This window comes from Oryzihumus sp. JJN4-3R, from assembly GCF_057747915.1.
The window spans coordinates 3,195,509-3,220,414 of record NZ_CM173229.1; the positions used below are offsets into that span (position 1 = coordinate 3,195,509).

A 24,906-nucleotide genomic window follows, 5' to 3' on the forward strand; every position below is an offset into this window, starting at 1 on the left:
CGGGGTGAACGACCTCTTCCGGACCCGGCTGCAGGCGCAGCACGGTGTCATCACGGCCGCCGAGGCCGAGGCGTGCGGTGTCGCGCGCGAGATCCTCGCGCGCATGGTGGCCCGGGGCTCGCTGGTGCGGGTGCACCCCGGCTGCTTCGTCGAGTCGGAGCGCATGCGGGCCGCCGGTCCCGAGCAACGGCACGCCCTGCGGGCGATGGCCGTCGTGAGGCGGTATGCCGGGCGGCACGCGGCCAGTCATGTGTCCGCCCTGGCGCTGCACGGCCTCCCCGTGGTCGACGTGCACGACGAGGTCGTCCACGTCACCCGGACCACGCCGGGCCAGGGCCGGCGCACCCGCGCCGTCGTCATCCACCCGACCCGTACCGTGCTCCCCGCACGCCAGGTGTCCGGTGTCCTGTCGGCGCCGCCGGCCCTCGCCGTCGTGCAGGCCACCGCCGCGGCCGGCCTGGTCACCGGCCTGGCTGCCGCCGACCGGGCCCTTCACACCGGGCGCGTGACCGTCGAACAGCTCCGCAAGGCCTTTGCGCTGAGCCGGGTCACCCACGGCGTGGGCGAGGTCCGCACCATGCTCGACATGGCCGACGCGCGCTGCGAGTCGCCCGGCGAGTCGTGGTCACGGGTCGTCTTCCGGTCAGTCGGCCTGCCCGAGCCCGAGCTCCAGGTGCCGATCGCCGACGAGGACGGGTGGGTGTTCGCCGAGGTCGACTTCCTCTTCCGGGGCCAGTGCACCATCGTCGAGTTCGACGGCGCGCTGAAGTACGCCGGCGCCGACGGCAGGGACGCGCTCGTCAGGGAGAAGCGTCGGGAGGACCGCCTGCGCTCGCTCGGCTATGCCGTGGTCCGCCTCACCTGGGCGGATCTCGCCGAGCCCGCACGGGTCAACCGGCTGGTCCGCGCGGCCTTCGCCCGCCAGGCCGGCGCGGCGGCGCGCTGACGCCCCGAGCAGCTCACGGTGTGGGCCCGGAGGCCCCGGCGCGGCGATGCGCGGTTTCGTCACAGATCACCGGGAACGAGAACGGTCATCTGTGACGAAACCGCGCGTGGAGTCGGGACGGGCGCCGAGGGGCCAGCGGAAGACGAGCCACAGGATGAGGGTGCCCAGGAGCAGTCCGGCGACGACGTCGCTGGTCCAGTGGAAGTGCCGCCACACCAGCCCCCATCCGACGAGCAGGGTCCAGCCGCCGGTGACGGCGAGCAGCCGTCCACGCCACCGGGGCCGCAGCCCGGCGAGGAGCAGCGCCACCGTGCCCACGCACACCAGGGCCGACGTGGTGTGGCCGGAGGGGAAGTAGCCCAGGGTCGTGCCCACCTCGCTGCCGGGCGGCCCGGGCCGGCTGAGGACGGACTTGCCGAGCAGCACCGTGAGGGTGAGCAGGACCAGGGCGGGCAGGGCCGCGCGCAGGGGAGACCAGGACCGCGCCCGCCATGCCAGCAGCCCGGCGACGACGGCCGCGGCGACCACGTTGCCGGCCGGCTGCGCCACCGTCGTGACCACCCGGGCCAGCACGTCCAGCGCATGCCACTGCCCGTGCACCGGCACGCTGCCGGCGACCCGCGCGTCCAGCGTGGTGACCCAGCTGCGCGTCGCCACCGCAGCCGTCAGCAGGCCGAGCGCGACGAGCAGCCCGAGCGGGACGAGCACGTCGCGGCGGCCCGGGCGGTGAGGGACCGGACCGGGCGCGGACGGGCCGTCGAGCGCGTCGTCGACGTCGGGGTTGGACCGGGTCACGGCTCCCGAGGCTAGCCAGCCTGGCTGGACGCCGCCTGAGCGCTGACGGGGACCGGCCGGGACGGCGCTCGTCAGCCTCCGGAGGTGGTCACGGCCAGGATCGTCATGCTCAGCGCGAAGGCCGCGATGAGGCCGAAGAACACCCACATCGCCACGAGGCCGGGCATCCGCTGGCGCTCGGGTCCGATCCGCCCGCGCATGAAGGTGAACATCGGCGGCGCGTAGAACAGCCGCTCCTCCTGCCCCTCGGCCAGCGTCACCTGCCCGGACGCCTTCCCGTAGGTCCACATGTACTGGCAGCTGACGTCCAGCGCGTTCGGGCCCGCCCACAGGTCGTAGACGTTCTCGCCCCAGCGCGCCGCGATCGGGTGCCCGTTGACGCGCACCTGCGGCGTCAGCAACGCCCCCCACGTGAGCCGGCTCTTCTGCAACGTGAGGCGCAGCCGGCCGGTGCCGGGCTGCGCCACCCCCATGTCGGTCATGCCGCACACCATAGGGCCGCCCGCGCCTTCCCGGTGCGGTCCACGCACGGTGGGCGGACGGCATACAGGCCCGGTATGCCGTGTGGCTAGGGTTGCCCCGTGCTGAGGACATCGGTGGCGGTTGCGGCAGGCAAGGCGGCGCGGGCCGCCTCCAGACTCAGGGGCGGAGGCTCGGCGCTGCCCGGGCTGGTGGTGGAGCGGGTGGACCCCGCGTTCCTGGCCCACGCCCTGGCCGACCTGCCACGCGGGATCGTCGTGGTCAGCGGCACCAACGGCAAGACCACGACGACCAAGATGCTCAGCGCGATCCTGCGCGAGCACGGGCTGCGGGTCTTCACCAACCCCACGGGCAGCAACTTCACCCGCGGCGTGATCTCCTCGATGATCCCCGAGATCCACCTCGGCGGGAAGCTCGACGCCGACGTCGCGGTGCTCGAGCTCGACGAGGCGCACGCGCTGAAGTTCGCCGCCGCCGTGAAGCCGACGCACTCGCTGCTGCTCAACGTGGCGCGCGACCAGCTCGACCGGTTCGCCGAGATCGACCACACCGCCCAGCTGCTGGCCCAGCTGGCCGAGCAGACCACCGGCGGCGTGGTGCTCAACCTCGACGACTCCTTCGTCGCGCGGATCCGGGACCGGATCGCCGACGGGGTCGAGGTGCGCTACTTCGGCGTCGACCCCTCGATCGCCGACCGGCTGCCGGAGCTCATGGAGGCCGACGTCCGGTTCGAGGACGACTGGGCCGCGCCGACGCCGACCGACGGTGACGGGCTGCTCAAGCCGGCCGACGAGCGCTCCTTCGAGGTGCGCTTCGGCGCCGAGGGCGTCGTCGGGCCGGTCGAGCTGCGCCAGCGCGGGCTCGCCGCGATGATCAACGCGACCGCGGCCACGACCACGGCGAAGATGTTGCTGGGCAACGACTTCCGCGAGGCGCAGGCCGTCAGCGCGCTGCAGAAGGTGCAGCCGCCGTTCGGTCGCGGCGAGATCATCGACGCCGACGGGCAGCCCCTGGAGCTCGTCCTCGTGAAGAACCCTGCCGGCTTCACCGTGGCGCTCGGGACCTACGGCAGCACCCCGGTCGCCTCGATGGTCGCGATCAACGACAACTACGCCGACGGCCGCGACGTGTCCTGGCTCTACGACGTCAGCTTCGAGAGCCTGCGCGAGCGCGGGGTGGCAATGACCTCCGGCGTCCGGGCCTACGACATGGCGCTGCGGCTGAAGTACGACGACGTCGCCGTCGAGGAGGTCGAGCCCGACCTGGACAAGGCGCTGGAACGCTTCCTCACGGCATACCCGGACGAGCCCAAGCGCATCTTCTGCACCTACACCGCCATGATGACCCTGCGTCGCGACCTCGCCGCGCGCTACGGGCTGGCCAACTTCGGGGAGGACCCCCAGTGAGCACCAAGGGCCGGATCAACCTCGTGCACATCTACCCGCGGGAGATGAGCATCTACGGCGACCTGGGCAACACTCGCTGCCTGGCCTCGCGGCTGCGCTGGCACGGCTACGAGCCGGTCGTCCACCAGCACCACCCCGGCACCGACTTCCCCGAGGACGCCCACCTGGTGGTCGGTGGCGGCGGCCAGGACTCCGGCCAGGCCCGCGTCGAGGCCGACCTGGAGCACAACGCCGACCGGTTGCGCGCGCTGGCGGCCGACGGCACGCCGATGCTGATGATCTGCGGGATGTACCAGCTGTTCGGCAACGCGTTCATCACCGTGGAGGGCAAGTCCCTGCCCGGCCTGGGCATCCTCGACGTGACCACCCGCGGCAACGCCAAGCGGATGATCGGGCCGGTGGTGCTCGAGACCGAGTTCGGCGACGTCGTGGGCTATGAGAACCACTCCGGGTCCACGGTGCTCGCCGAGGGCCAGCGGCCGTTCGGCACGGTGCGCTCGGGCATGGGCAACAACGGCACGGACAAGACCGAGGGCGCCGTCACCGGCAACGTCTTCGGCTCCTACCTGCACGGCCCGATCCTGCCGGCCAACCCGGTCTTCGCCGACGCGCTCATCGCGCGGGCGGTGGAGCGGGCCACCGGCCGGGAGTTCGAGCCCGGCCGTCTCGACGACGCCGTCGCCGACCAGGCCCGCCTGCGCCAGGTCCGTCGCCTCGTCGGCTGAGGGCGCGGGCAGCACCGCGCGGACCTGCGGGTATGCCGCGTGGCCGACCCGTGCGCGAGCGCTCAGTCGGTGGGCTGTTCCTTGCGGGTCAGGCCCCAGGCCAGCCACCCCAGCGCGCCCAGCGGGATCTCCATGAGGTGGGTGTAGACCGAGAACAGCACGACACCGGCCGTGGCCCCGGCGGGGTCGGCGCCCCAACCGACCAGCACCGCCGCGGTCCCGGTCTCGGTCACGCCGACCCCGCCGGGCGTGACGCCCACGGCGGTGAGCAGCCGGCCCAGCGCGTAGGCGGCGAACATGTGGGCGAACGAGACGTGCACGCCGGTGGCGTTGAGGCAGAACCAGAACAGCACGTAGTAGACGCCGAAGAAGCCGAGCAGGCCGAAGCTCATGCTGCGCCAGCCGGTCTGCACCACCCCGGAGATGCGCCCGCGCAGGTCGAGCACCAGCTCGTCGATGGCCATGTCGTGGCTGCGCTGGGTGCGCCGGGACAGCGGCTTGAGCACCTTCTCCAGGGTCCGGCCGATGAGGGTGGCCGCCCGGGCCGAGACGAGGAAGGCGATGAACAGCCCGAGCAGCGCCAGGCCGAGCACGCCGCCGACGATGGCACCGCCCGCCACGGCTCGGGGGAGGTCCCCGGCGCCGAAGAGCAGCGCCGCGATGCCCACGATGGGCAGGACCACCCGGGCGAGGACGTTCCAGACCCCGCTGACCACGATCGAGGTGGAGATGTCGCGCCGGGAGAAGCCCCACGAGCGGCACATCGCGTAGGTCGCCGCCACCCCGGCGGCACCGCCGAAGGGAAGCAGGTTGCCCACGGATGAGCCGCAGACGTTGACGATGAGGGCGCGCAGGTGCGACAGGCCCGGCAGCGACCCGGTCAGGGTGAACGTGTAGAGCCAGAGCCCGGCCAGCATGAGGAACAGCAGGCCGAGGGCGGTGGAGGCGCCGACGTGGCGGATCAGCTCGAAGACCTTGTGCCAGCTCGTGCCGACGAAGTGCGGCAGGCCCCAGCCCAGCACGGCGGCGGCGATGACCAGGCCGCCGAGGCCCTGGAGCAGCTGCCGTCCGGTGGGGCGGGTGAACCGGGGGATGTCCTCGCCCCCGGGCCTCGGGCGGGCCACGGTCTCCTCGCGGGCGTTCATGCCAGCCCCGCGAAGACGTCATGCGCCACCGGCGCCCCGGCCGGGTGCCGCGGGTCGACGAACCACTCCCGGCCGAAGACGAGGTCGTAGAGCGGGCGCGGGATGCGCAGGAACGCCGCCAGGGTGCGGTCGGCGCCCCCGTCGGCGCTGGCCTGCGAGGCGTGGGCGCGCATCGAGGCGCGCTTCGCGGCGGCATACCGGCGCACGCTGATCCGGTGGGTGATCGCCGAGCGCGGGCTGAACGAGCGCTCGAAGCTGGTCGGGTCGAACTCCGGGGGGAACCGGTAGACCCGGCCCGCCAGGGCGATGGCGCGGCAGATCGTGTCCCGGGGCACGGTGGCCTCGAGCACCCGCGGGGTGCCCGCCAGCTCCGCCGCCCGGGCGCCGACCTCGTGGACCTTCACGTGGTCACGATGCCCGTAGCCGCCGTTCGCGTCGTACGTCAGAAGGACGTCCACGTCCTCCTCCCGCAGGATCGCCGCCAGGCGCCCCGCGGCCTCCTCGGTGTCGGCCCGGACGAACGGCGTCAGCCCCGGCGCACCGGCGCCCTCCGGGCCGTCCTCCAGCCCGCTGTCGGCGTATCCCAGGTGCTCCACGCGTGCCACCCCCAGTGCCTGCGCGCTGCGGCGCAGCTCCTCCAGTCGTCGTTGCCCCAGCCTGCCGTCCGCGGCGAACTCCGCCGAGGCCAGCCCCCGGTCCCCGTCGGTCGCCACCACGACGATGACACGATGTCCCTCCGCTGCGGCACGCGCCATCGTCCCCGAGGTCAGCAGCGCCTCGTCGTCGGGGTGGGCGTGGAAGGCAAGAAGGGTGTGCGGCATCGGGGTACATCCTGACTCATGGAAGGCTGGGATCCGTGAAGGTCGCCCTGTTGTCGGACTGCTACCTGCCCCGTCTGGGCGGCATCGAGGTCCAGGTCCACGACCTCGCCGCACGGTTGATCGAGCGTGGCCACGAGGTGAGTGTGTTCACCGCCACGCCTGGCGCCCGGGGCGAGCGAGGGGGTTTCGTCGACCTCGTCGACGGGGTGCCGGTCCACCGGATGGCCATCCGGCTGCCGTTCGAGCTGCCGGTCAACCCGTTTGCGCCGCCGGAGCTGCGCCGTCGCCTGCGCGACGGAGGGTATGACGTGGCGCACATCCACATGGGCGTCGTCAGCCCGTTCGCGGTTGACTGCGCGCGGGTCACGACCGGGCTGCGGCTCCCCACCACCATGACATGGCACTGCATGCTCGGGGCGGCCGAGCCGGTCATGCGGGCCGTGCCGTCGGTCCGGCGCTGGGCCGAGGCGGGGGTCGCGATGAGTGCCGTGTCCGCGGTGGCGGCCGAGCCGCTGCAGCGGGTGATCGGCGACGCCGGTGTCGTGGAGGTGCTGCCCAACGGCATCGACGTCCCCGCCTGGGCGGCCGAGCCCGGACCGCGCGAGCCCGGCGACGGCATACGGGTCGTCTCGGCGATGCGCCTGGCGGCGCGCAAGCGCCCCATGGCGCTGCTGCGGCTCATGGAGCGGGTGCGCGAGCTGGTGCCGGCCGAGGTGCCGTTCACGCTGGAGGTGCTCGGCGACGGCCCGGACCGGCCGCGGCTGGAGCGCCACCTCGAGCGGCACGGCATGGCCGGCTGGGTGCGGCTGGCGGGCCGGGTCAGCCGGGAGGAGCTGCGCCGGACGTACGCAGACGCCGACATCTACGTCGCCCCCGCGCGGCTGGAGAGCTTCGGCATCGCCGCCCTGGAGGCGCGCACCGCCGGGCTGCCGGTCGTCGGGCTGTGGGGCAGCGGGCTGGCGGAGTACGTCGAGGACGGCGTGGAGGGCTTCCTCGCCGGCGACGACGAGGCGCTGGCCGGCTGCGTGGCGCGGCTCGTCGTCGACGACGCCCTGCGGAAGGGGATGGCGGCGCACAACCGCGAAGTGCCGCCGGAGCAGTCGTGGGCGCGCGTCGTCGACCGCGCCGAGGCGGAGTACGCCCGCGCCATCGCCCTCGCGGGGGCCCGCCGATGACCCGTCGGCGCACCCCGCAGCCGCGGATCGAGGTGGTCGGGCTGGACCACTCCGGCGACCCGGTCGTCCACCAGGCGCTCGGGCACGGCGAGGACCCGGCGACGCTGCTGTGGTCGCACGGCTGGCGCCTCGTCGACGCCGTGGAGGTGACCAGCGCCACGGCCGAGCGGCACGTGCTGACCGCGACCTTCCGCGTCGCCCCGGCCCAGGGCCGGCCGCCCGTGCCCCGCACCGCCGTCGTGCGCCGCGACCGCGACCTGGTGGTCGCACCGGGGGAGGTGGCCGACCCGTTCCAGCGGGTAGCCGCCTACGCCGTCGTCACCAGCGAGCGCGGGCTGCTGCTCACCCAGCTCTCCGGCGTGACCAGCGAGCCCGGCCGATGGGGGCTGCCCGGCGGCGGCCTGGACCCGCACGAGGCGCCCGTGGACACGGTGCTGCGCGAGGTCTGGGAGGAGAGCGGCCAGCGGGTCGAGGTGACCTCCCTGGCCGGCATCCAGAGCAGCCACTGGGTGGGCCGCGCCCCGGACGGGCACCTGGAGGACTTCCACGCGGTGCGCATCGTCTACCGCGCGACCTGCCACGAGCCCACCGAGCCGGTGGTCCACGACGTCGGCGGCACCACCGAGTCCGCGGCCTGGGTGCCGGTCGGCGACGTGGGCGCCCTGCCACTGACCGCCGGCTGGCGGGCGGCGCTCGCGCTGTGGCCTCCCCATGGCCACGATGGTGCCGGGCACGGCTGACCCGGGGCCATCAGGGACTGCCCTGAGCTGACCCCGGGTCGCCCCGGCTCAGCTGGCCTTGTCGACGAACTGCGTCGTGTAGGTCTCGTCGAGCTTGATCGAGGCCTTCTTCGCCTTCACCGTGTCGTTGAACGTCCCGAGCACGTCGAGCACCGTCTGCGGGCCGCCCTCGGGCATCCGGCCGTCGGCGGTGAACATCGGCGAGGAATCCTTGATCGACTTGACGTAGAGCGCGCTGTTGCCGCCGGCGTAGTCGGCCGGCATCTTCGCGGCGATCTGACTGGCGTCGTGGCTGCCGATCCACTTCATCGTCTTGACGAACGCGTTGACGACCTTCTGCACCGTCGCCGGGTTGGCCTTGACGTAGTCGCAGCCCATGTAGAGCGAGGCCGCCGGGTAGAGGCCGCCGAGCGCCGCGCGGGTGCCCTCCTCGGTGCGCATGTCGACCAGCACCTTGCCGATGCCCTTGGCCTCGACGTTGGCGATGGTCGGGTCGGTGGTCATGCCGGCGTCGATCCCGCCGTTGGACAGGGCCGCGATGAACGTCGAGCCCGCCCCGGCCTTGACCGTGGAGTAGTCCGCGGCCTTGATGCCGCTCTTCGCCGCGAGGTACTGCGTCAGGTAGTCGGTCGAGGACCCCGGGGAGGTGACGCCGAGCTTCTTGCCCTTGAAGTCCTTGGCTCCGGCCAGGGTGGCCGCCGCCTGGGTAGAGACGACCTCGGCCTCTCCGGGGGTCTTGGCCAGCTGCACGACGCTGGTCAGGCACTTGCCCTGGGCCTGGAGGGTCACGGTGTGGTCGTAGAACCCGACCACGCCCTGCACCTGCCCGGCGAGCAGGACGTTCTCGGCCGAGGCGCCCGAGGGCTCGGTGAGCAGCTGGACGTCGACGCCGGCGTCCTTGAAGTAGCCGAGCTGCTCGGTGAGCTTGGCCGGGAGGTAGATCACCTTGTCGATGCCGCCGACCATGATCTTGACCTGCGGGGTGCCGGCCGCGTTGGTGGCCGTTGCCCCGGCGCGGGAGTCGCGACAGGCGGACAGGGACACGAGGGCCAGGGGGACGACGGCGAGGGCGGCGAGCGTGCGGGTGCGCGAGGGCATGGTGGTGCTCCGTTTCGAGGAAGGTGTGGGAAGCGAGGAACGACAGCGGTATTCGCGGGTGCGACAGTCGGTGGCGACGTCACCGGGGACGGTGGTCGCCGCGGCGGCTACAGGCCGGCGGCGGCGTTGCCCTTGACGGTGGGACGCCATGCGGTGAGGCGGACCTCGACCTTGCTGATGAGCCACTCGGCGACGAGGGCGATGACGGTGGTGACGATCATCCCGGCGTAGATGCCGGCGGCGTCGAAGTTGCCCTGGGCGTGGTTGATGAGGATGCCCAGGCCCTTGTCGGCGCCGGTGAACTCGCCGACGATCGCGCCGATCAGGGCGAAGCCGAAGGCCACGTGAAGGCTGGCGAGGATCCACGACGTGGCGCTGGGCAGGATGATCGTGCGCAGCATGTCCCAGCGTCCGGCGCCGAGGATGCGGGCGTTGTCGACGAGCACCTTGTCGACCTCGCGGGCGCCCTGGAAGGCGTTGAAGAAGACCGCGAAGAAGACGAGGACGAAGCTGGTGGCGACCTTGGAGCTCATGCCCAGGCCGAACCAGATGACGAACAGTGATGCGAGCACGATGCGCGGGATCGCGTTGGCGCCCTTGATGAACGGGGCGAGGACGTCGGCCAGGAACGGGCTGCGACCGAGGGCCACGCCGAGCAGCACGCCGGCGAGGCTGCCGAGGGCGAAGCCGTAGACCGCCTCCTGCAGGGTGATAGCGATGTTCTCCCAGATCGACCCCTGCGAGGTGCCGACCGTGAACCAGTCGACGAGCCTGGCCCAGATCTGGCTGGGCATCGAGTAGTAGAAGGGGTCGATCACCGTGCGGGCAGCCAGCTCCCACGAGGCGATCCACACGGCGACGAGGGCGACCCGCACCAGGTTGACCACGAGCGCGGAGTGGCCGGATCGCCCGCGCAGGAACGCGATCGGCCCGGAGGACGGGGTGGGGGCGGTGGGGGCGGCCTCGGCCGCGGGGGCGGTCGTCGTCGACGCCCGGTCGGTCCGCTCAAGCAACACGGGAGGCTCCTCGGGCACGGGTGATCTCCACTTCCTCGCGCAGGCTGTCCCACACGCGGCGGTACAGCTCGGTGAACTCGGGCGTCAGGCGGATCTCCTCCACCCGGCGGGGCCGGGGCAGGTCGACGGCGACGACGTCCTTGACGGTGGCCGGCCCGGCGGTCATGACGACCACGCGGTCGGCGAGGCTGATCGCCTCGGTGAGGTCGTGCGTGACGAACACGACCGCGGCGCCGGTGCCGGACCACAGCCGCAGCAGCTCGTCCTGCATGAGCTCGCGGGTCTGCACGTCCAGGGCGCCGAACGGCTCGTCCAGCAGCAGCAGCGACGGCTCGGTGATGAGCGTCTGGGCCATCGCGACGCGCTTGCGCATGCCGCCGGAGAGCTGGTGGGGGTAGCGGTCCTCGAACCCGGACAGGCCCACCCGGGCGATCCAGTCGTGGGCGCGCTCGCGGGCCTGGGCGGTGGGCACCTTGCGGTAGCGCAGCCCCAGGGCGACGTTGTCGAGCACGTTCTTCCACGGCAGCACCGCGTCGGACTGGAACATGTAGCCCACGCCGTCGGGGATGCCGGTGACGGGCTGCCCGTGCACCTGGACCGTGCCGGCGCTGGCCGGCTCGAGCCCGGAGACCAGGGAGAGGGTGGTCGACTTGCCGCAGCCCGTGGGGCCGACGACGGTGACGAACTCACCGGCGGCGACCGTGAGGTCCACGTCGGTGATGGCGGTGAAGGCCGAGCCGTCACGGGTGGCGAACCTCTTGGTCGCCCCCCGCAGCGTGATGGCCGGTGCGGTGGTCTGGCTCATGACGGGCGACCGTAGGAGTGGAGTGACCCAGAGCACATCCCTTGCGTGCGTTACCGCCTCATTTCCCACAAGTTTCGTTCTGCGCATTCTGATCACGGCCCCGGGAGGCGAGCACCCGCCATACCGTGTCGGGGTGCTCACACGCCCCTCCCGCGGCCGGCGACGCCTGCCGCTGCGCGCGCAGGCGATCCTGTTCCAGGTCGCCGTCCTCGCGCTGGTGCTCGTCCTCGCGACGGTCGTCTCCACGCTGGTGCTGCGCCGGGACCTGGAGCAGCAGTTCGAGCAGCGTGCGCTGGGGGTCGCCCGCACCGTGGCGCAGCAGGAGGGGCTGGCCGCGCAGGTGAGCGGCACGCGCCCGTCCACGGACGGGCCGGTCCAGCGGTATGCCGAGCGGGTGCGGCGCGCGACCGGCGCGCTCTACGTCGTGGTCACCGACGACGCGGGCATCCGGTTCAGCCACCCGACCGTGGCGCTCATCGGCAAGCGGGTCAGCACCGACCCCTCCGAGGCGCTGGCCGGCCGAGAGGTCGTGGCGATCCAGCGCGGCACGCTCGGCGACTCCGCCCGGGGGAAGGTGCCGCTGCGGGCGGGAGACGGGCACGTCGTCGGCGAGGTCAGCGTCGGGATCGACATCGCCGACCTCAACGCGCGGATGTGGCAGCTCGCCCTGCTGCTCACGCTCGTGGCCGCCGCGGCGCTCGCCGTCGGCGCGGTCGGCGCGGTGGTCCTGGCGCGCCGGCTGCGGCAGACCACCCTGGGCCTGGAGCCGGAGGACATGGCGGACCTGCTGCGCGAGCACGAGGCGGTGCTCGGCGGGGTGCGCGACGGCGTGCTGGCCGTCGATGACCGCGGACGGGTGAGCGTGTGCAACGCCGAGGCGACCCGTCTCATCGGCGCCAGCGTCGCGCTCGGTGCGCCGCTGGCCGACTCCGGCGTGCCGGCGGAGGTGCAGGACCTGCTGGCGGTGGACCCGGCGCCCGCCGGGGAGCTGGGCGTGGTTGGGGAGCGGGTCGTGCTGGCCACCCGGCTGCCGGTGCGCCGGGAGGGGCGCGACCTGGGACGGGTGCTCATCCTGCGCGACCGCTCCGACCTCGACGAGCTCGGCCGCGAGCTCGAGGCGACCCGCGCGCTGACCGACGCGCTGCGGGCGCAGGCGCACGAGTACACCAACCGGCTGCACGCGCTCAGCGGCCTGCTGCACCTCGGCCACGTCGAGGAGGCTCAGGGCTACCTGGACGACCTTCAGGACGGCGCGATGCTCGGCGCCGGCGTCGAGGACCCTTATCTGGCAGGCCTGCTCGCGGCCAAGGCCGCGGCGGCGTCGGAGTCCGGCGTGCTCCTGGCCGTGGGCGAGCCGACCTGGGTCCCGGCCCGGTTGCGGCACCCGCTGGACGCGGTGACGGTGGTGGCCAACCTCATCGACAACGCGGTGCGTGCGGCCGCCGACGGACCCCGTCGCCCGGCCTCGGTGGAGGTGACGCTGGTGGCCGACGGCGCGGACCTGGTCGTCCACGTGGTCGACTCCGGCGCTGGCGTGGCGCGGGAGGAGGCCGGGCGGGTCTTCGCCAGCGGGTTCACCACCCGCGAGGACGAGCACGGGCGCCACGGCATCGGGCTCGCGCTGGCGCGCCAGACCGCCCGGCGCCACGGCGGCGACGTGGAGCTCGTCGACGCCGGGGGCGACGGGCACGGCGCCGTCTTCCGCGCGAGGATGGGCGCCGTGCTGCTGCGCGAGGACGAGACCGCCGGCGCGGGAGAGGACACCGCCCCGTGATCCGGGTCCTCGTCGTCGACGACGACTTCCGGGTCGCGCGGGTCCACGCGTCCTACTGCGAGCGGGTGCCCGGGTTCGAGGTGGTCGGCACCGCGCACACCGCGGCCGACGCCGTCCGGCTCGCGGCCGAGCTGGGCCCGGACCTCGTGCTGCTCGACGAGTACCTCCCGGACCGTCCCGGCTCGGCGGTCATCGGCGAGCTGGCCGCGAGCGTCATCGTGGTCAGCGCCGCCGACGACGCGGCCACCGTCCGGCAGGCGCTGGCACGCGGGGCGGTCAACTACCTGCTGAAGCCTTTCGCCCCAACGGTTCTCGCGGAGCGGCTGGTCGCCTTCGAGCGCTTCCACCGGGCGCTGGACGGCCGGCGCCAGCTCGACCAGCAGGGCGTCGACCGGGCCATGCGCATGCTCCACGAGGGCGACCTGACCGGCTCGGCGCTGCCCAAGGGCCGCTCCGCCGTCACCGCTGACGCGATCCGCGACGCGCTGCGCTCCTCGACGGAGCCGATGACCGCCCAGGCGATCGCCGAGGAGGTCGGTGTCTCCCGGGCCACGGCCCAGCGCTACCTCGCCGACCTGGCCCGGGCCGGACGGGTCCAGCTGGGGCTGCGCTACGGCGCCACCGGGCGCCCCGAGCACCGCTACGAGTGGCTCGGCGGCACCGACCACCCCTGACGCGAGGACCCCGGTGCGTCCGCTGGGGTCATGACGCGCCGACAGGGACGTTCCTCGGGGTGTGGTGGGGCGTGAAACCCGGAGGAACGTCCCTCTCGACGGGGTTGCCGGCACGGCGGGTGGTGGGTCGGGCTGGCACGATGACGCCCGTGGGGAGCATGCGAGAGGTCCTGGGCATCGAGGTCACCGACGAGCTCATGGCCCGATGGGTGGGCTGGGTCGCCCCGGAGGTCCAGCCGTTCCTCGTGCCGGAGGGCAGCGGGCTGGCGCAGGTGGGGCGTCCGATGGACACCAGGCCGGCCGCGGTGGAGTGGCGCGACACGTTCGAGGTCTACGCACCGGATGAAGGCATGACGTGTCGTGGGCTGACGGCCGCCGAGTTCCTGGCTCTGCCCCGGGACGCGCGCGCCGGACTGGTGCGGACGCAACGTGCCGCCGGACGCCGGCTCGTGCCGAGCGTGCGCACCTGGCCGGCGCTGCGGGACCACGGCATCCGGGAGCAGGCAGACGGTCACCGCTTCGTGTGGTGGCCGGACCTGGTGGCCGGCCGAGAGGACGAGGTCGTCGTGCCGTTCGTGGAGGAGGGGCTGCGGCGCAGCCGTCACGTCGAGGTCACCGCGGCCGTCTGGCGTGAGGCCACCCGGGTCCTGCCGGGAGCCCCCGGGCTGGCCGGGCGGTTCCCGGACAGCAGCGGGCCCAACTGCTTCGCCACCGTGATGGCTGCGGCGGGCGTCGACGACGTGGCCACCCGGTGGATGCAGCGGGAACCCTTCGAGGCGTGGCTCGCGGCCCGGACCCGGCCCGGTGGGCGGGACGACCGTCCGGGCACGGTGCTGGTCTGGCGCTCGCCGGACGGGCTGGTCCAGCACGCGGCCGTCACGCTCGGCGACGGCTGGGCGATGCACAAGCCGTCCCAGGGCTGGATGAGCCCGGTGAAGGTCCTCACCGTGGCCGAGGTGCTGCTGAGCGCACGCGGCCCCGGCCGGCGCCTCACCCGGCGCGCCCTGGTCGCGACCGCCTGACCTGGACGTGCCGAGAGGGACGTTCCTCGGGGTTTGGCGGGGTGCGAAACCCGGAGGAACGTCCCTCTCGGCGGGGTGTGGCGGGGTGCGACGCGGTGGCCCGGGTGGGTCAGCGGGTGCGACGCTCCCGCTGGGCCAGGCCGACGACGCCGATCAGCAGCAGCAGCACGCCCGCGCCGATGACGACCCCGGGGCCGATCGCGGACCAGTTGACGCTCACGTCGGTCGTCTCCCGCAGGATCGCCAGCACGGCCACCGCCAGGGCGATCACGGCCAGCACGATCGTGCCGGCGCTCGGCCCGCGCGGCCGCTCCGGGACCGGAGGGGCGACGGAGGTGACCGGTGTCGTGGCGGGGACCGGCGCGGCATACCCGTTCTCCTCCGGGGAGGCGAGGGCAGGCTCGGGTGCGGGTGCCGGCCGCTCGCTGACGCCCGGCTCGGCCGTGAGCGACGGCTGCGTCGCGGGAGCCGGCGGGGTGTCCTGGGGCTCGGCGGCGGGCAGCTGCTGGGTGGCGTCCGGCGCCTCGACCGGCTGCGTGCCGTCGTGGGACTTGTCCATGCTCATTGCTTGACCACCTTGATCTCGCCGATGCCGACGCCGGCCTTGAGGGTCAGCTCCGTGGGGCCGGTGCCGACCACCTGTCGCTTGTTCACGTCGGTGCCCGACGTCTGGGTCACCGAAGCGCCGTCGGTGATGGAGATGTTGCCCGCGCCGACGTGGCTGTCGACGTCGACCGTGAGGTCGGCCGGCACGATGATCGTCAGGTTGCCGACGCCGACCGACACCGGCACCGTGGGGTTGGCCGTGCCCTCGGCGGGCATCCGGGACAGGTCCAGGACCGCGTCTCCGGCGGCGATGCCGAAGGTCGAGGTCGACGTCAGCACCGCGGGGGTCCAGGTCTGGTTGCCGACCCGGCCGCCGACGTTGAGGTCGCTGGGCAGCAGCGACGACGTCCAGGTCACGATCGCCAGGCAGACGGTGACGAACGCGAGGAACCCGGCCCGCCAGCCCGCCAGGCCCAGGCCGAGCACCAGGAGGCCGAGGGCCCCCAGGGCGCTCGCGAGGGCGATGACGGTGTGGTTGCCCGCCCAGCCGAGGTCGTCGCCGAGCCACTTCACGATGCCGTAGGTCACCAGCGCCAGCCCGATCCCGATGAGGCTCATGAGCAGCCCACCGGTGCGGCGGCGTGGCCGCGGGACGAACGTCGTGCCGACCTGCTGCCCCCACGCGGCCGCGTCCTGGCCGGCCTGACGCCCCCACGCGGCGGCGCCCTGGCCGACCTGGTCGGACCGGGACGTGCTCCCCATGGGGGGCGCCGCGGGAGCCGGAGCCGCCGTGCTGGCCATGCTGGCCGTCCCGGTGTCGTGGCCGGCCACGGTCTCGACGGTGGAGCCCGGCGCCGTCGGCGGGGCCGGCGGCCGCGGTGCCACCAGGGGTTGACCCTCACGGCTGCGGGCCACGACCCACCAGATCAGGCCACCCAGCAGGAGGAGACCCCAGGGGAAGCTCCAGACGCCGTTGTGCGAGAACCACCAGGGGAACCCGCTGAAGACGGCGAACCCGGTGACGACGAGCAGGACCACTGCGCCGCCCTCGCCGTGGCGCAGGGCCCGCTCGGCCATGATGCTGCCGCCCTCGTCCGGCAACAGCAGCCAGGCCACGAGGTAGGCCGATACGCCGACGCCGCCGAGCAGCACGAGCAGGACCGTCACGGCGCGCACGATCACCGGGTCGACCCCGAGACGGTCGGCGATGCCCGAGCAGACGCCACCGAGCCACTTGTCGTGGGAGCGTCGCCGGACGCCCAGACGGCGCAAGCCGTCGAAGAACTTGTCGAGCGCGTTCACCGGTGCGCTCCCCGTCGATTCGGTCATGCCTTGATCGTGCTCGTCGGGAGGACTCCCGGCCCATGAGGAACGTCCCTGAGCCGACCCTGACCCGTCCCTGAGATCCGCCCGTCGCACCTGACCTGCGCCCCCGACGTGGGACAGGATGAGCACGTGCCCACGCCCTACGAGCCTGCCCGGCCCCCCGAGCCGTCGCCGCACCGGCTGACCCGCCCGGTCGAGGGCCGCTGGATCGGCGGGGTGTGCGCCGGCCTGGCCGGGCACCTGGGCCTGGACGTCAGGGTCGTGCGCATCTGCTTCGTGCTCGCGAGCTTCCTCGGCGGCGCGGGCATCGGCGTCTACCTCTTCCTGTGGGCGCTGACGCCCCAGGAGCGCCTGGCCGCGGGACCGGCGGGGTCGGCGGGACCTGTTGCGGGACAAGCCTTCCCGCCCCAGCGGGCCATTCGGTCCCAGCACTCGGAGGCGCTGCGCAACCTGCTCCTCGGCGCCGGCCTGGTCGTCCTCGGCGCCGCGCTGGCGTTGCAGCACAACGGGATCGACCTGCGACTCGGCGTCGTCATCCCGATCCTCGTCGTCGCCCTCGGCGCGGCCCTGGCGTGGTCCCAGCTCGACGACAACGAGCGCGAGCGGTGGCTGGCCCGCGGCGGCGCCGACCGGCCACCGGGCATGCTCCGCCTCGGCTCGGGGATCGTGCTGGCCATCGCCGGGATCATCGGGCTGGCGGCGCTGGGCAACGGCCTCGCCGGCCTGTGGAACGTCGCCGTCGCCGCCGCCGCCGTCCTGGCCGGAGTGGCCCTCATCGCGACGCCGTGGGCGGTCCGGCTGTGGACCGACCTGCGCGAGGAGCAGGCTCGCCTCGTGCGCGCCACCGAGCGCGCGGACATCGCGGCGCACCTGCACGACTCGGTGCTGCAGACCCTGGCCTTGATCCAGCGCAAGGCCGACGACCCCGCCGAGGTCGCGCGGCTCGCCCGGGCCCAGGAGCGGGAGCTGCGCGGCTGGCTGTATGCCGGGCCGCGCGGCTCGAGCGCCAGCCTCGCCACCGCGGTCACCGAGGTCGCGCACGAGGTCGAGGACCTGCACGGCGTGCCCGTCGAGCTGGTGGTCACCGGCGACCGGCCCTATGACGAGGCAGGTCAGGCCCTGGCCCGCGCGCTGCGGGAGTCGCTGCTCAACGCCGTGCGGCACGGCCGCCCGCCCGTGTCGGCCTACGTCGAGGTCGGGCCCACCCTGGTGGAGGCCTTCGTCCGCGACCACGGCGACGGCTTCGAGGTCGACGCCGTCCCGGAGGACCGCCTCGGCGTGCGCGAGTCGATCCTCGGGCGGATGGACCGCCACGGCGGCTCGGCCCGCGTCCGCCGCCTCGAGGACGGCACCGAGGTGGCGCTGACCTTGCCGGTGGCAGCCCCCGGGGCCGCGCCCGTTCCCGGTGCCACGCCCGGCGCGAAGTCCGCGACGCCCGGCCCTGCGACGCCCGGCCCTGCGACGCCCGGCCCTGCGCCGGCCGTAGCCGTCCCACCGGCCACCCCGCCCGCCACGCCCGCAGACCCTCGAGGAGCCCGTCCATGACCGACCCGATCCGGCTCGTCCTCGTCGACGACCACCGCATGTTCCGCTCCGGGGTCAAGGCCGAGCTCGACCCGTCGCTGGAGGTGGTGGGGGAGGCCGCCGACGTCGACGAGGCGGTGCGCGTCGTCGCGGCCACGCGCCCCGACGTCGTGCTGCTGGACGTCCACCTGCCCGGTGGCAACGGCAACGGCGGCAGCGACGTCATCACCGGGTCGCGGGGCGCGACGACCGAGGCCGGTGCGCCGGTGCGCTTTCTCGCGCTGTCGGTCTCCGACGCCGCCGAGGACGTCATCGCGGTCATCCGTGCCGGCGCCCGCGGCTACGTGACCAAGACGATCAGCGGCACCGACCTGACCACGGCCATCCGTCGGGTCGCCGACGGCGACGCCGTGTTCAGCCCCCGGCTGGCCGGCTTCGTCCTCGACGCCTTCGGCGCGGCCGCGGGCGAGGTCGCCGAGGTCGACGAGGAGCTCGACCGGCTCAGCGCGCGCGAGCGGGAGGTGATGCGCCTGATCGCCCGCGGCTACCAGTACAAGGAGGTCGCCAAGGAGCTGTTCATCTCGGTCAAGACCGTCGAGACCCATGTGTCCTCGGTGCTGCGCAAGCTGCAGCTGTCCTCCCGGCACGAGCTGACCGCCTGGGCGATGGGGCGCCGCCTGCTCTAGCGCGACGGCCGGGTGCCGGGTTCTACTGGGCGTCGTGTCGTCCCAGCGTGGGGTCCGGGCCCAGGTCGCGGACTCCTGGCTCCGCTCGGCGGCGGCGGGGGTGCAGGCCGACCTCGTCGACGCCCCGATCACGCTGCCCGACGACGACCTGCGCGACCACCGCGAGGCCCACCCGCTGGCGCAGGTCTTCCCGCTGCTCGACGACGTCCTCGGCCAGGCCGCGCGTGACTGCGACGCGATCATGGCCGTCAGCGACGCCTCCGGCCAGCTGCTCTGGGTGTGCGGGCACCCGCAGGTGCTGCGCCACGCCGAGGCGATCGGCTTCGTCGAGGGGGCCAACTGGGACGAGCGGGTCGCCGGCACCAACGCCCCCGGCATGGCGCTGCGCCTGGACCAGAGCGTGAACGTCATCGGGGCCGAGCACTTCCGCCGTTCGGTCCAGCGCTGGAGCTGCGCGGCCACGCCGATCCACGACCCGGCCACGCACACCCTGCTCGGCGTCCTCGACATCACCGGCGGCGACCAGATCGTCGTCCCGCAGACCACGGCGATGGTGCGCGCCGCGGCGCGCATGGCCGAGGCCGAGCTCGCGCGCGAGCTGCTGTCGCGCCGGGGAGGCGAGGCACGGCATACCGGCTCGGGCCTGTCGGTGGTGATGGAGTCCCTCGGCCGCTCCGAGGCGCTGCTCGGCGTCGACGACGGCCGCGGCCACCAGCGCACGGTGCGACTCAGCCCGCGGCACAGCGAGATCCTGCTGCTGCTCGCCGCGGCGCCGCGCGGTCTCTCCGGCGACGAGCTCGCCGTCCTGCTCTACGAGGAGGACGTCTCGGCCTCGACGCTGCGGGTCGAGCTGAACCGGCTGCGGCACCTGCTCGGGGAGGAGCTGCTGGCCTCGCGGCCCTACCGGCTCGTCGCCGAGCTCGCCGGCGACTGGCTCGCCACCGAGGCGCACCTGGCCGGCGGTGACGTGCGCGCGGCGCTGCGGCTCTACCGCGGGCCGCTGCTGCCGCACTCGGTCGCGCCCGGCGTGGTCCGGCTGCGCGAGGACGTCCACGAGGCGTTGCGCCGGGCGGTGATGCAGAGCCACGAGCCGGACCTGATGTCCACCTGGACCCGGGCCTCGTGGGGCAGCGACAACTACGCGATGTGGCTCGCCCAGCTCGCGGCCCTGCCGCCCGTCAGCCCGCTGCGCCCACTCGTGCTGGGCCAGATCGCGCGGCTGGATCGCGAGCTCGGCTCCTGAGCCGCGGGCCGGGGCCGCGAGCGGGGGCCCGAGCCGTATGCGCGGCCGGCGCCATCCCTGCGCCCCTCGGGCCGCCTCCACCCGGCGGCCGTGAGCACCGTGCAACGTGGATGCAACATTCGCGCTCCTAGCGTCGGGACATCCCCGCACCCGGGGCGTCACCACCCCCGGGTGCGAGGACCCACCACCGACGTTGGGAGTGAAGGCATGACGGTTTACGCACCTCCGGGATCCGCCGACTCGCTGGTCTCGGTGCAGAGCAGGTACGGCCACTTCATCGGCGGCAACTGGGTCGAGCCGAAGAAGGGGCAGTACTTCGAGAACATCTCGCCGGTCAACGGCAAGGCGTTCTGCGAGGTCGGCCGGGGGACGGCCGAGGACATCGAGGCCGCGCTCGACGCCGCGCACGCGGCGGCACCGGCGTGGGGCCGCACCACGCTGGGGGAGCGCTCGCTCATCCTGAACCGGATCGCCGACCGCATCGAGGAGAACCTCGAGATGCTCGCGGTCGCCGAGACGTGGGAGAACGGCAAGGCCGTGCGCGAGACGCTCGCCGCCGACCTGCCGCTGGCCGTGGACCACTTCCGCTACTTCGCCGGGGTGCTGCGGGGCCAGGAGGGCAGCAGCAGCGAGATCGACGAGAACACCGTCGCCTACCACTTCCACGAGCCGCTCGGCGTCGTCGGCCAGATCATCCCGTGGAACTTCCCGATCCTCATGGCCACGTGGAAGCTCGCGCCGGCGCTCGCCGCCGGCAACGCGGTCGTGCTCAAGCCGGCCGAGCAGACGCCGTGGTCGATCCTGAAGGTCATCGAGCTCATCGCCGACCTGCTGCCGGCGGGCGTGCTCAACGTGGTCAACGGGTTCGGGGTGGAGGCGGGCAAGCCGCTGGCGTCCTCCCCGCGGATCGCCAAGATCGCCTTCACCGGCGAGACGACCACCGGCCGGCTGATCATGCAGTACGCCAGCCAGAACATCATCCCCGTGACGCTGGAGCTCGGCGGCAAGAGCCCGAACGTCTTCTTCGAGGACGTCCTGGCCGAGCGGGACGCCTTCTACGACAAGGCGCTCGAGGGCTTCACGATGTTCGCGCTCAACCAGGGCGAGGTCTGCACCTGTCCGTCCCGGGCGCTGGTGCAGCGCTCGATCTACGGCGACTTCGTCCCCGACGCGGTCGCCCGGGTGGAGAAGATCGTCCAGGGCAACCCGCTCGACACCGCCACGACGATGGGTGCGCAGGCCTCCAACGACCAGCTGGAGAAGATCCTGTCCTACCTCGACATCGGCCGGCAGGAGGGCGCCAAGGTCCTCACCGGCGGCGAGCGCAACGTGCTCGACGGTGACCTCGCCGAGGGCTACTACGTCACGCCGACGATCTTCGAGGGCAACAACGCCATGCGGATCTTCCAGGAGGAGATCTTCGGCCCGGTGCTGTCACTGACCAGCTTCGAGGACGAGGCCGACGCGCTCCGGATCTCCAACGACACGCTCTACGGCCTCGGCGCCGGTGTGTGGAGCCGTGACGGGGCCAGGGCCTACCGGATGGGCCGCGGCATCAAGGCCGGCCGGGTGTGGACGAACTGCTACCACCAGTACCCGGCGCACGCCGCGTTCGGTGGCTACAAGCAGTCCGGCATCGGCCGCGAGAACCACAAGATGATGCTCGACCACTACCAGCAGACCAAGAACCTGCTGGTGTCCTACTCGCCCGACGCCCTCGGCTTCTTCTAGGCCGATGGCGCAGACCCAGCAGAGCCGGGTCGCGGTCACCGACGCGGCGGCGGAGCTGCTCCGCCGCCTCGTCGGGTCGCACGGCCCGGTGATGTTCCACCAGTCCGGCGGCTGCTGCGACGGCAGCTCACCGATGTGTTACCCCGCAGGAGAGTTCATGACCGGGGACGCCGACGTCCACCTCGGCGACCTGGCCGTCGCCGGGGTCGACGAGCCGGTCCCGGTGTGGATGTCCAGGGCGCAGTTCGAGTACTGGAAGCACACCCACCTGACGATCGACGTGGTCCAGGGCCGGGGCAGTGGCTTCTCCCTGGAGGCCCCGGAGGGGGTGCGCTTCCTCATCCGCTCACGCCTGCTCACCGAGGAGGAGCTGCGGGTGTGCTCGCTGCTGTGAGCCCGGCGCCTACAGTGTGCCCATGTCCTTCGTCTTCAACCTGGTCCTCGTCCTGCACCTGCTCGGCATGGCCGCCATCGTCGGTGGGTGGTTCTTGGTGGCCAGGGCCCCGCGCATCGCCGAGCCGATCGTGTGGGGCGCGCGCGCCCAGCTCCTCACCGGCCTCATCCTGGTCGGCCTGGCGCAGGCCGGCTGGTCCGACCACAAGCCGGACAACGCGTGGGTCGCGGTGAAGCTGCTGGTCGCCCTGGCCGTCGTGGCACTGGCCGAGATCACCCGGGCCAAGAACAAGCGCGGGGAGTCCTTCAACCCCAACCTGGTCCACGCGGTCGGTGGCCTGGCCGTCGTCAACGTCCTGGTCGCTGCCCTCTGGTCCTGAGACTCCGACCTCGCCCGACCGGACACCGCTCGACCCGCGTTTGACGCTCCTTCGGGGCCGTGAACGCGGGTCAGGCGGTGTTCTCCTGTGTCCGGGGAGGCGCGGGGCGCCCGCGCCGTGGCTCAGGGGATGAGCAGCAGCTTGCCGGTCGTGCGCCGACCCTCCAGGTCGCGGTATGCCGTGCCCGCGTCAGTGAGCGGGTAGCGCCCGCCAATCTCGACGTGCAGGCGCCCCTGCGCGATGGCCTCGAGGACCGCGTTGCCCCGCCAGAGCAGCTCCTCGCGGTCGGCCACGTAGTGCCCCAGCGTCGGCCGGGTGACGAACAGCGACCCGGCCGGGTTGAGCCGCTGCAGGTCGAACGGCGGCACCGGGCCGCTGGAGGCGCCGAAGAGCGCGAGCAGGCCGCGCCGGCGCAGCGAGGCCAGCGACCCCTCGAAGGTGTCCTTGCCGACGCCGTCGTAGACGACGTGGACCCCGGCGCCGCCGGTCAGGTCGCGCACGGTGGCCGCGACGTCGGTGACCTCGCGGTAGTTGACGAGGTGGTCCGCGCCCAGGGCCTTTGCCTTGGCGAGCTTGGCCTCGGTGCCCGCCGTCGCGATGACGGTTGCGCCGAGCTCCTTGCCCATCTGCACGAGGAGCTGGCCGACGCCGCCGGCGGCCGCGTGGACCAGGATCGCGTCGCCGGGCTGCACGGCATACGTCGAGTTCACCAGGTAGTGCGCGGTCATCCCCTGCAGCATCGCGGCGGCCGCGGTCTCGGAGGACACGCCATCCGGCACCGTCACGAGCGCGTCGGCGGGCAGCAGCGCGAGCCCGGCGGCGCTGCCGGGCTGCATCGCCCAGGCCACGCGGTCGCCCACGGCGAGCCCGGTCACCCCGGCGCCGACCGACTCCACCTCACCGGCCCCCTCGCTGCCCACCACGAAGGGCGTGGGGACGGCATACCTGCCCTCCCGCTGGTAGACGTCGATGAAGTTGACCCCGGCGGCCTCGACGCGGACGCGGACCTGCCCGGCGCCGGGGTCGGGGACGTCGCGGTCGTGGACCTCGAGGACCTCCGGGCCACCGTTGCGCGTCACGACGAGGGCGGTGGTCTGCGCTGCGGTCATGCGGGTCTCATCCAATCCGGTTGCGGGTCAACGGTCGTGGGGGCCGGGAGTCAGTTGAGCCGAGTGATGGCGAAGGCCTCGGCCAGGTGGCCCTCGGGCAGCCCGAAGCCGCTCGCCACCGCCCCACCCCAGGCGCGCAGCATGTCGTCGAGCTCGTCCATGTGCGACGTCTGCGAGGCATGGGCCTGCAGCGCCTTGAGCTTGCGGTCGTAGGTGGCGGTGATGTCCACGGCGTGGGTCATCCGCGGGTGGGCCATGATCCAGATCTCGCCGACGTGCCAGGCGGCGAGGCCCTCCTCCACCAGCTCGGGCCATGCGAACGGGTTCTCCGCCGCGGGGTAGGCCGCGCGGATCGCCGCCTCTCCCGCGGCCATGTGGTCGGGGTGGGAGGCCTGGATCCGGTCGTACCAGCGCTCGGGGGACTGGATCAGCAGGCGCTGCGGGCGCACGTCGCGGATCACCCGGACGATGTCGCGCTGCAGCTCCCAGCTCGGCTCGAGCCACCCGTCGCGGTAGCCGTCGAGGAAGCGCACGTCGTGCACCCCGACGGCAGCGCTGGCGGCACGCTGCTCGGCCTCGCGGATCGCCGGCATGTGCTCGCGCGGGGTCTCGTCGAAGCCGCCCTGCTCGCCCCGGGTGCACAGCAGCACGGTCACCGCGATGCCGGCCTCGGTCCAGCCGGCGATGGTGCCTGCGGAGCCGAAGTCCGCGTCATCGGGGTGGGCGACCACGACCAGGGCGCGCTCGATCTCGGAGTCGTCGCGCGGGCCCGGGGCGGCGAACAGGTCCTGGGTCATGCGGCCCAGCCTATGGGCCGCCGAGCTCGCGCAGGGCCGCGCCGTCGAGCCGGTGGACCTCCCACTCGTCCTGCGCCCGCGACCCCAGTCCCTCGTAGAAGGCGATCGAGGGCGTGTTCCACCTCAGCACCCACCACTCGAGCCGGCCGTAGCCGCGCTCCACGCACAGCCGGGCCAGGGTCGCCAGCAGGTCCTTGCCCAGGCCGGTGCCGCGGTGCTGCGGGCTGACGTAGAGGTCCTCCAGCCAGATGCCCGCCCGGCCCAGCCACGTGGAGAAGGTGAGGTACCAGACGGCCATCCCCACGACCTCGCCGTCGACCTCGGCCACGTGCGCCCAGGCCGTCGGCGCCCCGTCCTTGGGGAACAGGCAGGCCAGGAAGCCCTGCTCGGTCGCCTCGACGGCATCGGGTTCCTTCTCGTAGACCGCGAGCTCGTGCACGAGGTGCAGGATCGCGGGGACGTCACCGGCCGTGGCCGGCCGGATGAGCGCGGTATGCCGGGTGGTCACCCGCCGAGGGTATGCCGCGCCCGGCGACTCCGGCTGCGTCG

Annotated in this window: 26 protein-coding genes; 14 read left to right on the forward strand and 12 right to left on the reverse strand. The window is 73.4% G+C overall.

The window, feature by feature from the left end:
* Positions 1–4 precede the first annotated feature (4 nt).
* On the forward strand, positions 5–946 hold the full coding sequence (locus AC3ANM_RS15310) for a type IV toxin-antitoxin system AbiEi family antitoxin domain-containing protein (RefSeq protein WP_488285274.1): 942 nt from the start codon (positions 5–7) through the stop codon (positions 944–946).
* Positions 947–1,012: 66 nt separating this feature from the next.
* Here the strand turns inward: AC3ANM_RS15310 and AC3ANM_RS15315 are convergent, their stop codons facing one another.
* Both AC3ANM_RS15315 and AC3ANM_RS15320 read right to left on the reverse strand, forming a co-directional pair.
* On the reverse strand, positions 1,013–1,741 hold the full coding sequence (locus AC3ANM_RS15315; RefSeq protein WP_488285275.1) for a phosphatase PAP2 family protein: 729 nt from the start codon (positions 1,739–1,741) through the stop codon (positions 1,013–1,015).
* Positions 1,742–1,812: 71 nt separating this feature from the next.
* Positions 1,813–2,223 carry a hypothetical protein gene (locus tag AC3ANM_RS15320; protein WP_488285276.1) on the reverse strand — a complete coding sequence of 137 codons (411 nt, stop codon included), beginning with the start codon at positions 2,221–2,223 and terminating at the stop codon, positions 1,813–1,815.
* 99 nt (positions 2,224–2,322) lie between these two features.
* Here AC3ANM_RS15320 and AC3ANM_RS15325 point away from each other — a divergent pair, with 99 nt between their 5' ends.
* Positions 2,323–3,627, forward strand: a complete 1,305-nt coding sequence (locus AC3ANM_RS15325; protein ID WP_488285277.1) for a DUF1727 domain-containing protein — start codon at positions 2,323–2,325, stop codon at positions 3,625–3,627.
* Positions 3,624–4,352 (forward strand): type 1 glutamine amidotransferase, encoded by a 729-nt coding sequence (locus AC3ANM_RS15330; protein ID WP_488285278.1) that lies wholly within the window; start codon positions 3,624–3,626, stop codon positions 4,350–4,352. The genes AC3ANM_RS15325 and AC3ANM_RS15330 overlap by 4 nt, the downstream gene beginning before the upstream one ends.
* A 62-nt stretch (positions 4,353–4,414) precedes the next feature.
* Here AC3ANM_RS15330 and AC3ANM_RS15335 read toward each other — a convergent pair whose 3' ends face one another.
* Together AC3ANM_RS15335 and AC3ANM_RS15340 are read right to left on the reverse strand one after the other, a co-directional pair.
* On the reverse strand, positions 4,415–5,497 hold the full coding sequence (locus AC3ANM_RS15335; protein ID WP_488285279.1) for a lysylphosphatidylglycerol synthase transmembrane domain-containing protein: 1,083 nt from the start codon (positions 5,495–5,497) through the stop codon (positions 4,415–4,417).
* Positions 5,494–6,318: a PIG-L deacetylase family protein gene (locus tag AC3ANM_RS15340; RefSeq protein ID WP_488285280.1), complete on the reverse strand. Its 825-nt coding sequence runs from the start codon at positions 6,316–6,318 to the stop codon at positions 5,494–5,496. The genes AC3ANM_RS15335 and AC3ANM_RS15340 overlap by 4 nt, the downstream gene beginning before the upstream one ends.
* Positions 6,319–6,353: 35 nt before the next feature.
* Here AC3ANM_RS15340 and AC3ANM_RS15345 point away from each other — a divergent pair, with 35 nt between their 5' ends.
* Together AC3ANM_RS15345 and AC3ANM_RS15350 are read left to right on the forward strand one after the other, a co-directional pair.
* On the forward strand, positions 6,354–7,493 hold the full coding sequence (locus tag AC3ANM_RS15345) for a glycosyltransferase (protein WP_488285281.1): 1,140 nt from the start codon (positions 6,354–6,356) through the stop codon (positions 7,491–7,493).
* Entirely contained in the window at positions 7,490–8,233 is a 744-nt protein-coding gene (locus AC3ANM_RS15350) for an NUDIX hydrolase (RefSeq protein WP_488285282.1), read from the forward strand. Before AC3ANM_RS15345 ends, AC3ANM_RS15350 begins: the two co-directional genes overlap by 4 nt.
* A gap of 48 nt (positions 8,234–8,281) precedes the next feature.
* Here AC3ANM_RS15350 and AC3ANM_RS15355 read toward each other — a convergent pair whose 3' ends face one another.
* The 3 genes from AC3ANM_RS15355 to AC3ANM_RS15365 form a co-directional block, all read right to left on the reverse strand.
* The gene (locus AC3ANM_RS15355; RefSeq protein WP_488285283.1) at positions 8,282–9,331 is read right to left on the reverse strand and encodes an ABC transporter substrate-binding protein; all 1,050 of its coding nucleotides are present in this window, start codon (positions 9,329–9,331) and stop codon (positions 8,282–8,284) included.
* Positions 9,332–9,438: 107 nt separating this feature from the next.
* Positions 9,439–10,347: an ABC transporter permease gene (locus AC3ANM_RS15360; RefSeq protein WP_488285284.1), complete on the reverse strand. Its 909-nt coding sequence runs from the start codon at positions 10,345–10,347 to the stop codon at positions 9,439–9,441.
* Positions 10,337–11,152 carry an ABC transporter ATP-binding protein gene (locus AC3ANM_RS15365; RefSeq protein ID WP_488285285.1) on the reverse strand — a complete coding sequence of 272 codons (816 nt, stop codon included), beginning with the start codon at positions 11,150–11,152 and terminating at the stop codon, positions 10,337–10,339. Before AC3ANM_RS15365 ends, AC3ANM_RS15360 begins: the two co-directional genes overlap by 11 nt.
* 133 nt (positions 11,153–11,285) lie before the next feature.
* Between AC3ANM_RS15365 and AC3ANM_RS15370 the strand changes: the two genes are divergently transcribed.
* From AC3ANM_RS15370 to AC3ANM_RS15380, 3 genes are all read left to right on the forward strand, one after another.
* The gene (locus tag AC3ANM_RS15370; RefSeq protein WP_488285286.1) at positions 11,286–12,926 is read left to right on the forward strand and encodes a sensor histidine kinase; all 1,641 of its coding nucleotides are present in this window, start codon (positions 11,286–11,288) and stop codon (positions 12,924–12,926) included.
* On the forward strand, positions 12,923–13,600 hold the full coding sequence (locus AC3ANM_RS15375; protein WP_488285287.1) for a response regulator: 678 nt from the start codon (positions 12,923–12,925) through the stop codon (positions 13,598–13,600). Before AC3ANM_RS15370 ends, AC3ANM_RS15375 begins: the two co-directional genes overlap by 4 nt.
* Before the next feature lie 149 nt (positions 13,601–13,749).
* Entirely contained in the window at positions 13,750–14,622 is an 873-nt protein-coding gene (locus AC3ANM_RS15380; protein ID WP_488285288.1) for a hypothetical protein, read from the forward strand.
* A 109-nt stretch (positions 14,623–14,731) separates the two neighbouring features.
* Here the strand turns inward: AC3ANM_RS15380 and AC3ANM_RS15385 are convergent, their stop codons facing one another.
* Positions 14,732–15,187 carry a hypothetical protein gene (locus AC3ANM_RS15385; RefSeq protein ID WP_488285289.1) on the reverse strand — a complete coding sequence of 152 codons (456 nt, stop codon included), beginning with the start codon at positions 15,185–15,187 and terminating at the stop codon, positions 14,732–14,734.
* On the reverse strand, positions 15,184–16,497 hold the full coding sequence (locus tag AC3ANM_RS15390; protein ID WP_488285290.1) for a PspC domain-containing protein: 1,314 nt from the start codon (positions 16,495–16,497) through the stop codon (positions 15,184–15,186). The genes AC3ANM_RS15385 and AC3ANM_RS15390 overlap by 4 nt, the downstream gene beginning before the upstream one ends.
* Positions 16,498–16,623: 126 nt before the next feature.
* Here AC3ANM_RS15390 and AC3ANM_RS15395 point away from each other — a divergent pair, with 126 nt between their 5' ends.
* The 6 genes from AC3ANM_RS15395 (at position 16,624) to AC3ANM_RS15420 (ending at position 22,451) form a co-directional block, all read left to right on the forward strand.
* Entirely contained in the window at positions 16,624–18,039 is a 1,416-nt protein-coding gene (locus tag AC3ANM_RS15395; protein ID WP_488285291.1) for an ATP-binding protein, read from the forward strand.
* Positions 18,036–18,704, forward strand: coding sequence for a LuxR C-terminal-related transcriptional regulator (locus AC3ANM_RS15400; RefSeq protein WP_488285292.1), 669 nt, complete (start codon positions 18,036–18,038; stop codon positions 18,702–18,704). Before AC3ANM_RS15395 ends, AC3ANM_RS15400 begins: the two co-directional genes overlap by 4 nt.
* Positions 18,705–18,738: 34 nt before the next feature.
* The gene (locus AC3ANM_RS15405; RefSeq protein ID WP_488285293.1) at positions 18,739–19,947 is read left to right on the forward strand and encodes a GAF domain-containing protein; all 1,209 of its coding nucleotides are present in this window, start codon (positions 18,739–18,741) and stop codon (positions 19,945–19,947) included.
* A 207-nt stretch (positions 19,948–20,154) separates the two neighbouring features.
* Positions 20,155–21,678 carry an acetaldehyde dehydrogenase ExaC gene (gene exaC / locus AC3ANM_RS15410; protein WP_488285294.1) on the forward strand — a complete coding sequence of 508 codons (1,524 nt, stop codon included), beginning with the start codon at positions 20,155–20,157 and terminating at the stop codon, positions 21,676–21,678.
* Between the two features lie 4 nt (positions 21,679–21,682).
* Positions 21,683–22,072, forward strand: a complete 390-nt coding sequence (locus AC3ANM_RS15415; RefSeq protein WP_488285295.1) for a DUF779 domain-containing protein — start codon at positions 21,683–21,685, stop codon at positions 22,070–22,072.
* A 22-nt stretch (positions 22,073–22,094) separates the two neighbouring features.
* Positions 22,095–22,451, forward strand: a complete 357-nt coding sequence (locus tag AC3ANM_RS15420; RefSeq protein WP_488285296.1) for a hypothetical protein — start codon at positions 22,095–22,097, stop codon at positions 22,449–22,451.
* A 122-nt stretch (positions 22,452–22,573) separates the two neighbouring features.
* Here the strand turns inward: AC3ANM_RS15420 and AC3ANM_RS15425 are convergent, their stop codons facing one another.
* The 3 genes from AC3ANM_RS15425 to AC3ANM_RS15435 are packed head-to-tail and all read right to left on the reverse strand — an operon-like array spanning position 22,574 to position 24,865.
* Positions 22,574–23,560: a quinone oxidoreductase family protein gene (locus AC3ANM_RS15425; RefSeq protein ID WP_488285297.1), complete on the reverse strand. Its 987-nt coding sequence runs from the start codon at positions 23,558–23,560 to the stop codon at positions 22,574–22,576.
* Positions 23,561–23,610: 50 nt separating this feature from the next.
* A complete protein-coding gene (locus AC3ANM_RS15430) occupies positions 23,611–24,357 on the reverse strand; it encodes a PIG-L deacetylase family protein (protein WP_488285298.1) in 747 nt (248 codons plus the stop codon).
* A gap of 10 nt (positions 24,358–24,367) precedes the next feature.
* Positions 24,368–24,865, reverse strand: a complete 498-nt coding sequence (locus AC3ANM_RS15435; protein WP_488285299.1) for a GNAT family N-acetyltransferase — start codon at positions 24,863–24,865, stop codon at positions 24,368–24,370.
* Positions 24,866–24,906 lie beyond the last annotated feature (41 nt).

Bases quoted from the DNA above. Each gene is read 5' to 3' on its own strand.
- AC3ANM_RS15320 (WP_488285276.1), bottom strand. From the start codon at position 2,223: ATGACCGACATGGGGGTGGCGCAGCCCGGCACCGGCCGGCTGCGCCTC.
- AC3ANM_RS15335 (WP_488285279.1), bottom strand. From the start codon at position 5,497: ATGAACGCCCGCGAGGAGACCGTGGCCCGCCCGAGGCCCGGGGGCGAG.
- AC3ANM_RS15340 (WP_488285280.1), bottom strand. From the start codon at position 6,318: ATGCCGCACACCCTTCTTGCCTTCCACGCCCACCCCGACGACGAGGCG.
- AC3ANM_RS15350 (WP_488285282.1), top strand. From the start codon at position 7,490: ATGACCCGTCGGCGCACCCCGCAGCCGCGGATCGAGGTGGTCGGGCTG.
- AC3ANM_RS15355 (WP_488285283.1), bottom strand. From the start codon at position 9,331: ATGCCCTCGCGCACCCGCACGCTCGCCGCCCTCGCCGTCGTCCCCCTG.
- AC3ANM_RS15365 (WP_488285285.1), bottom strand. From the start codon at position 11,152: ATGAGCCAGACCACCGCACCGGCCATCACGCTGCGGGGGGCGACCAAG.
- AC3ANM_RS15385 (WP_488285289.1), bottom strand. From the start codon at position 15,187: ATGAGCATGGACAAGTCCCACGACGGCACGCAGCCGGTCGAGGCGCCG.
- AC3ANM_RS15390 (WP_488285290.1), bottom strand. From the start codon at position 16,497: ATGACCGAATCGACGGGGAGCGCACCGGTGAACGCGCTCGACAAGTTC.
- AC3ANM_RS15400 (WP_488285292.1), top strand. From the start codon at position 18,036: ATGACCGACCCGATCCGGCTCGTCCTCGTCGACGACCACCGCATGTTC.
- exaC (WP_488285294.1), top strand. From the start codon at position 20,155: ATGACGGTTTACGCACCTCCGGGATCCGCCGACTCGCTGGTCTCGGTG.
- AC3ANM_RS15415 (WP_488285295.1), top strand. From the start codon at position 21,683: ATGGCGCAGACCCAGCAGAGCCGGGTCGCGGTCACCGACGCGGCGGCG.
- AC3ANM_RS15420 (WP_488285296.1), top strand. From the start codon at position 22,095: ATGTCCTTCGTCTTCAACCTGGTCCTCGTCCTGCACCTGCTCGGCATG.
- AC3ANM_RS15425 (WP_488285297.1), bottom strand. From the start codon at position 23,560: ATGACCGCAGCGCAGACCACCGCCCTCGTCGTGACGCGCAACGGTGGC.
- AC3ANM_RS15430 (WP_488285298.1), bottom strand. From the start codon at position 24,357: ATGACCCAGGACCTGTTCGCCGCCCCGGGCCCGCGCGACGACTCCGAG.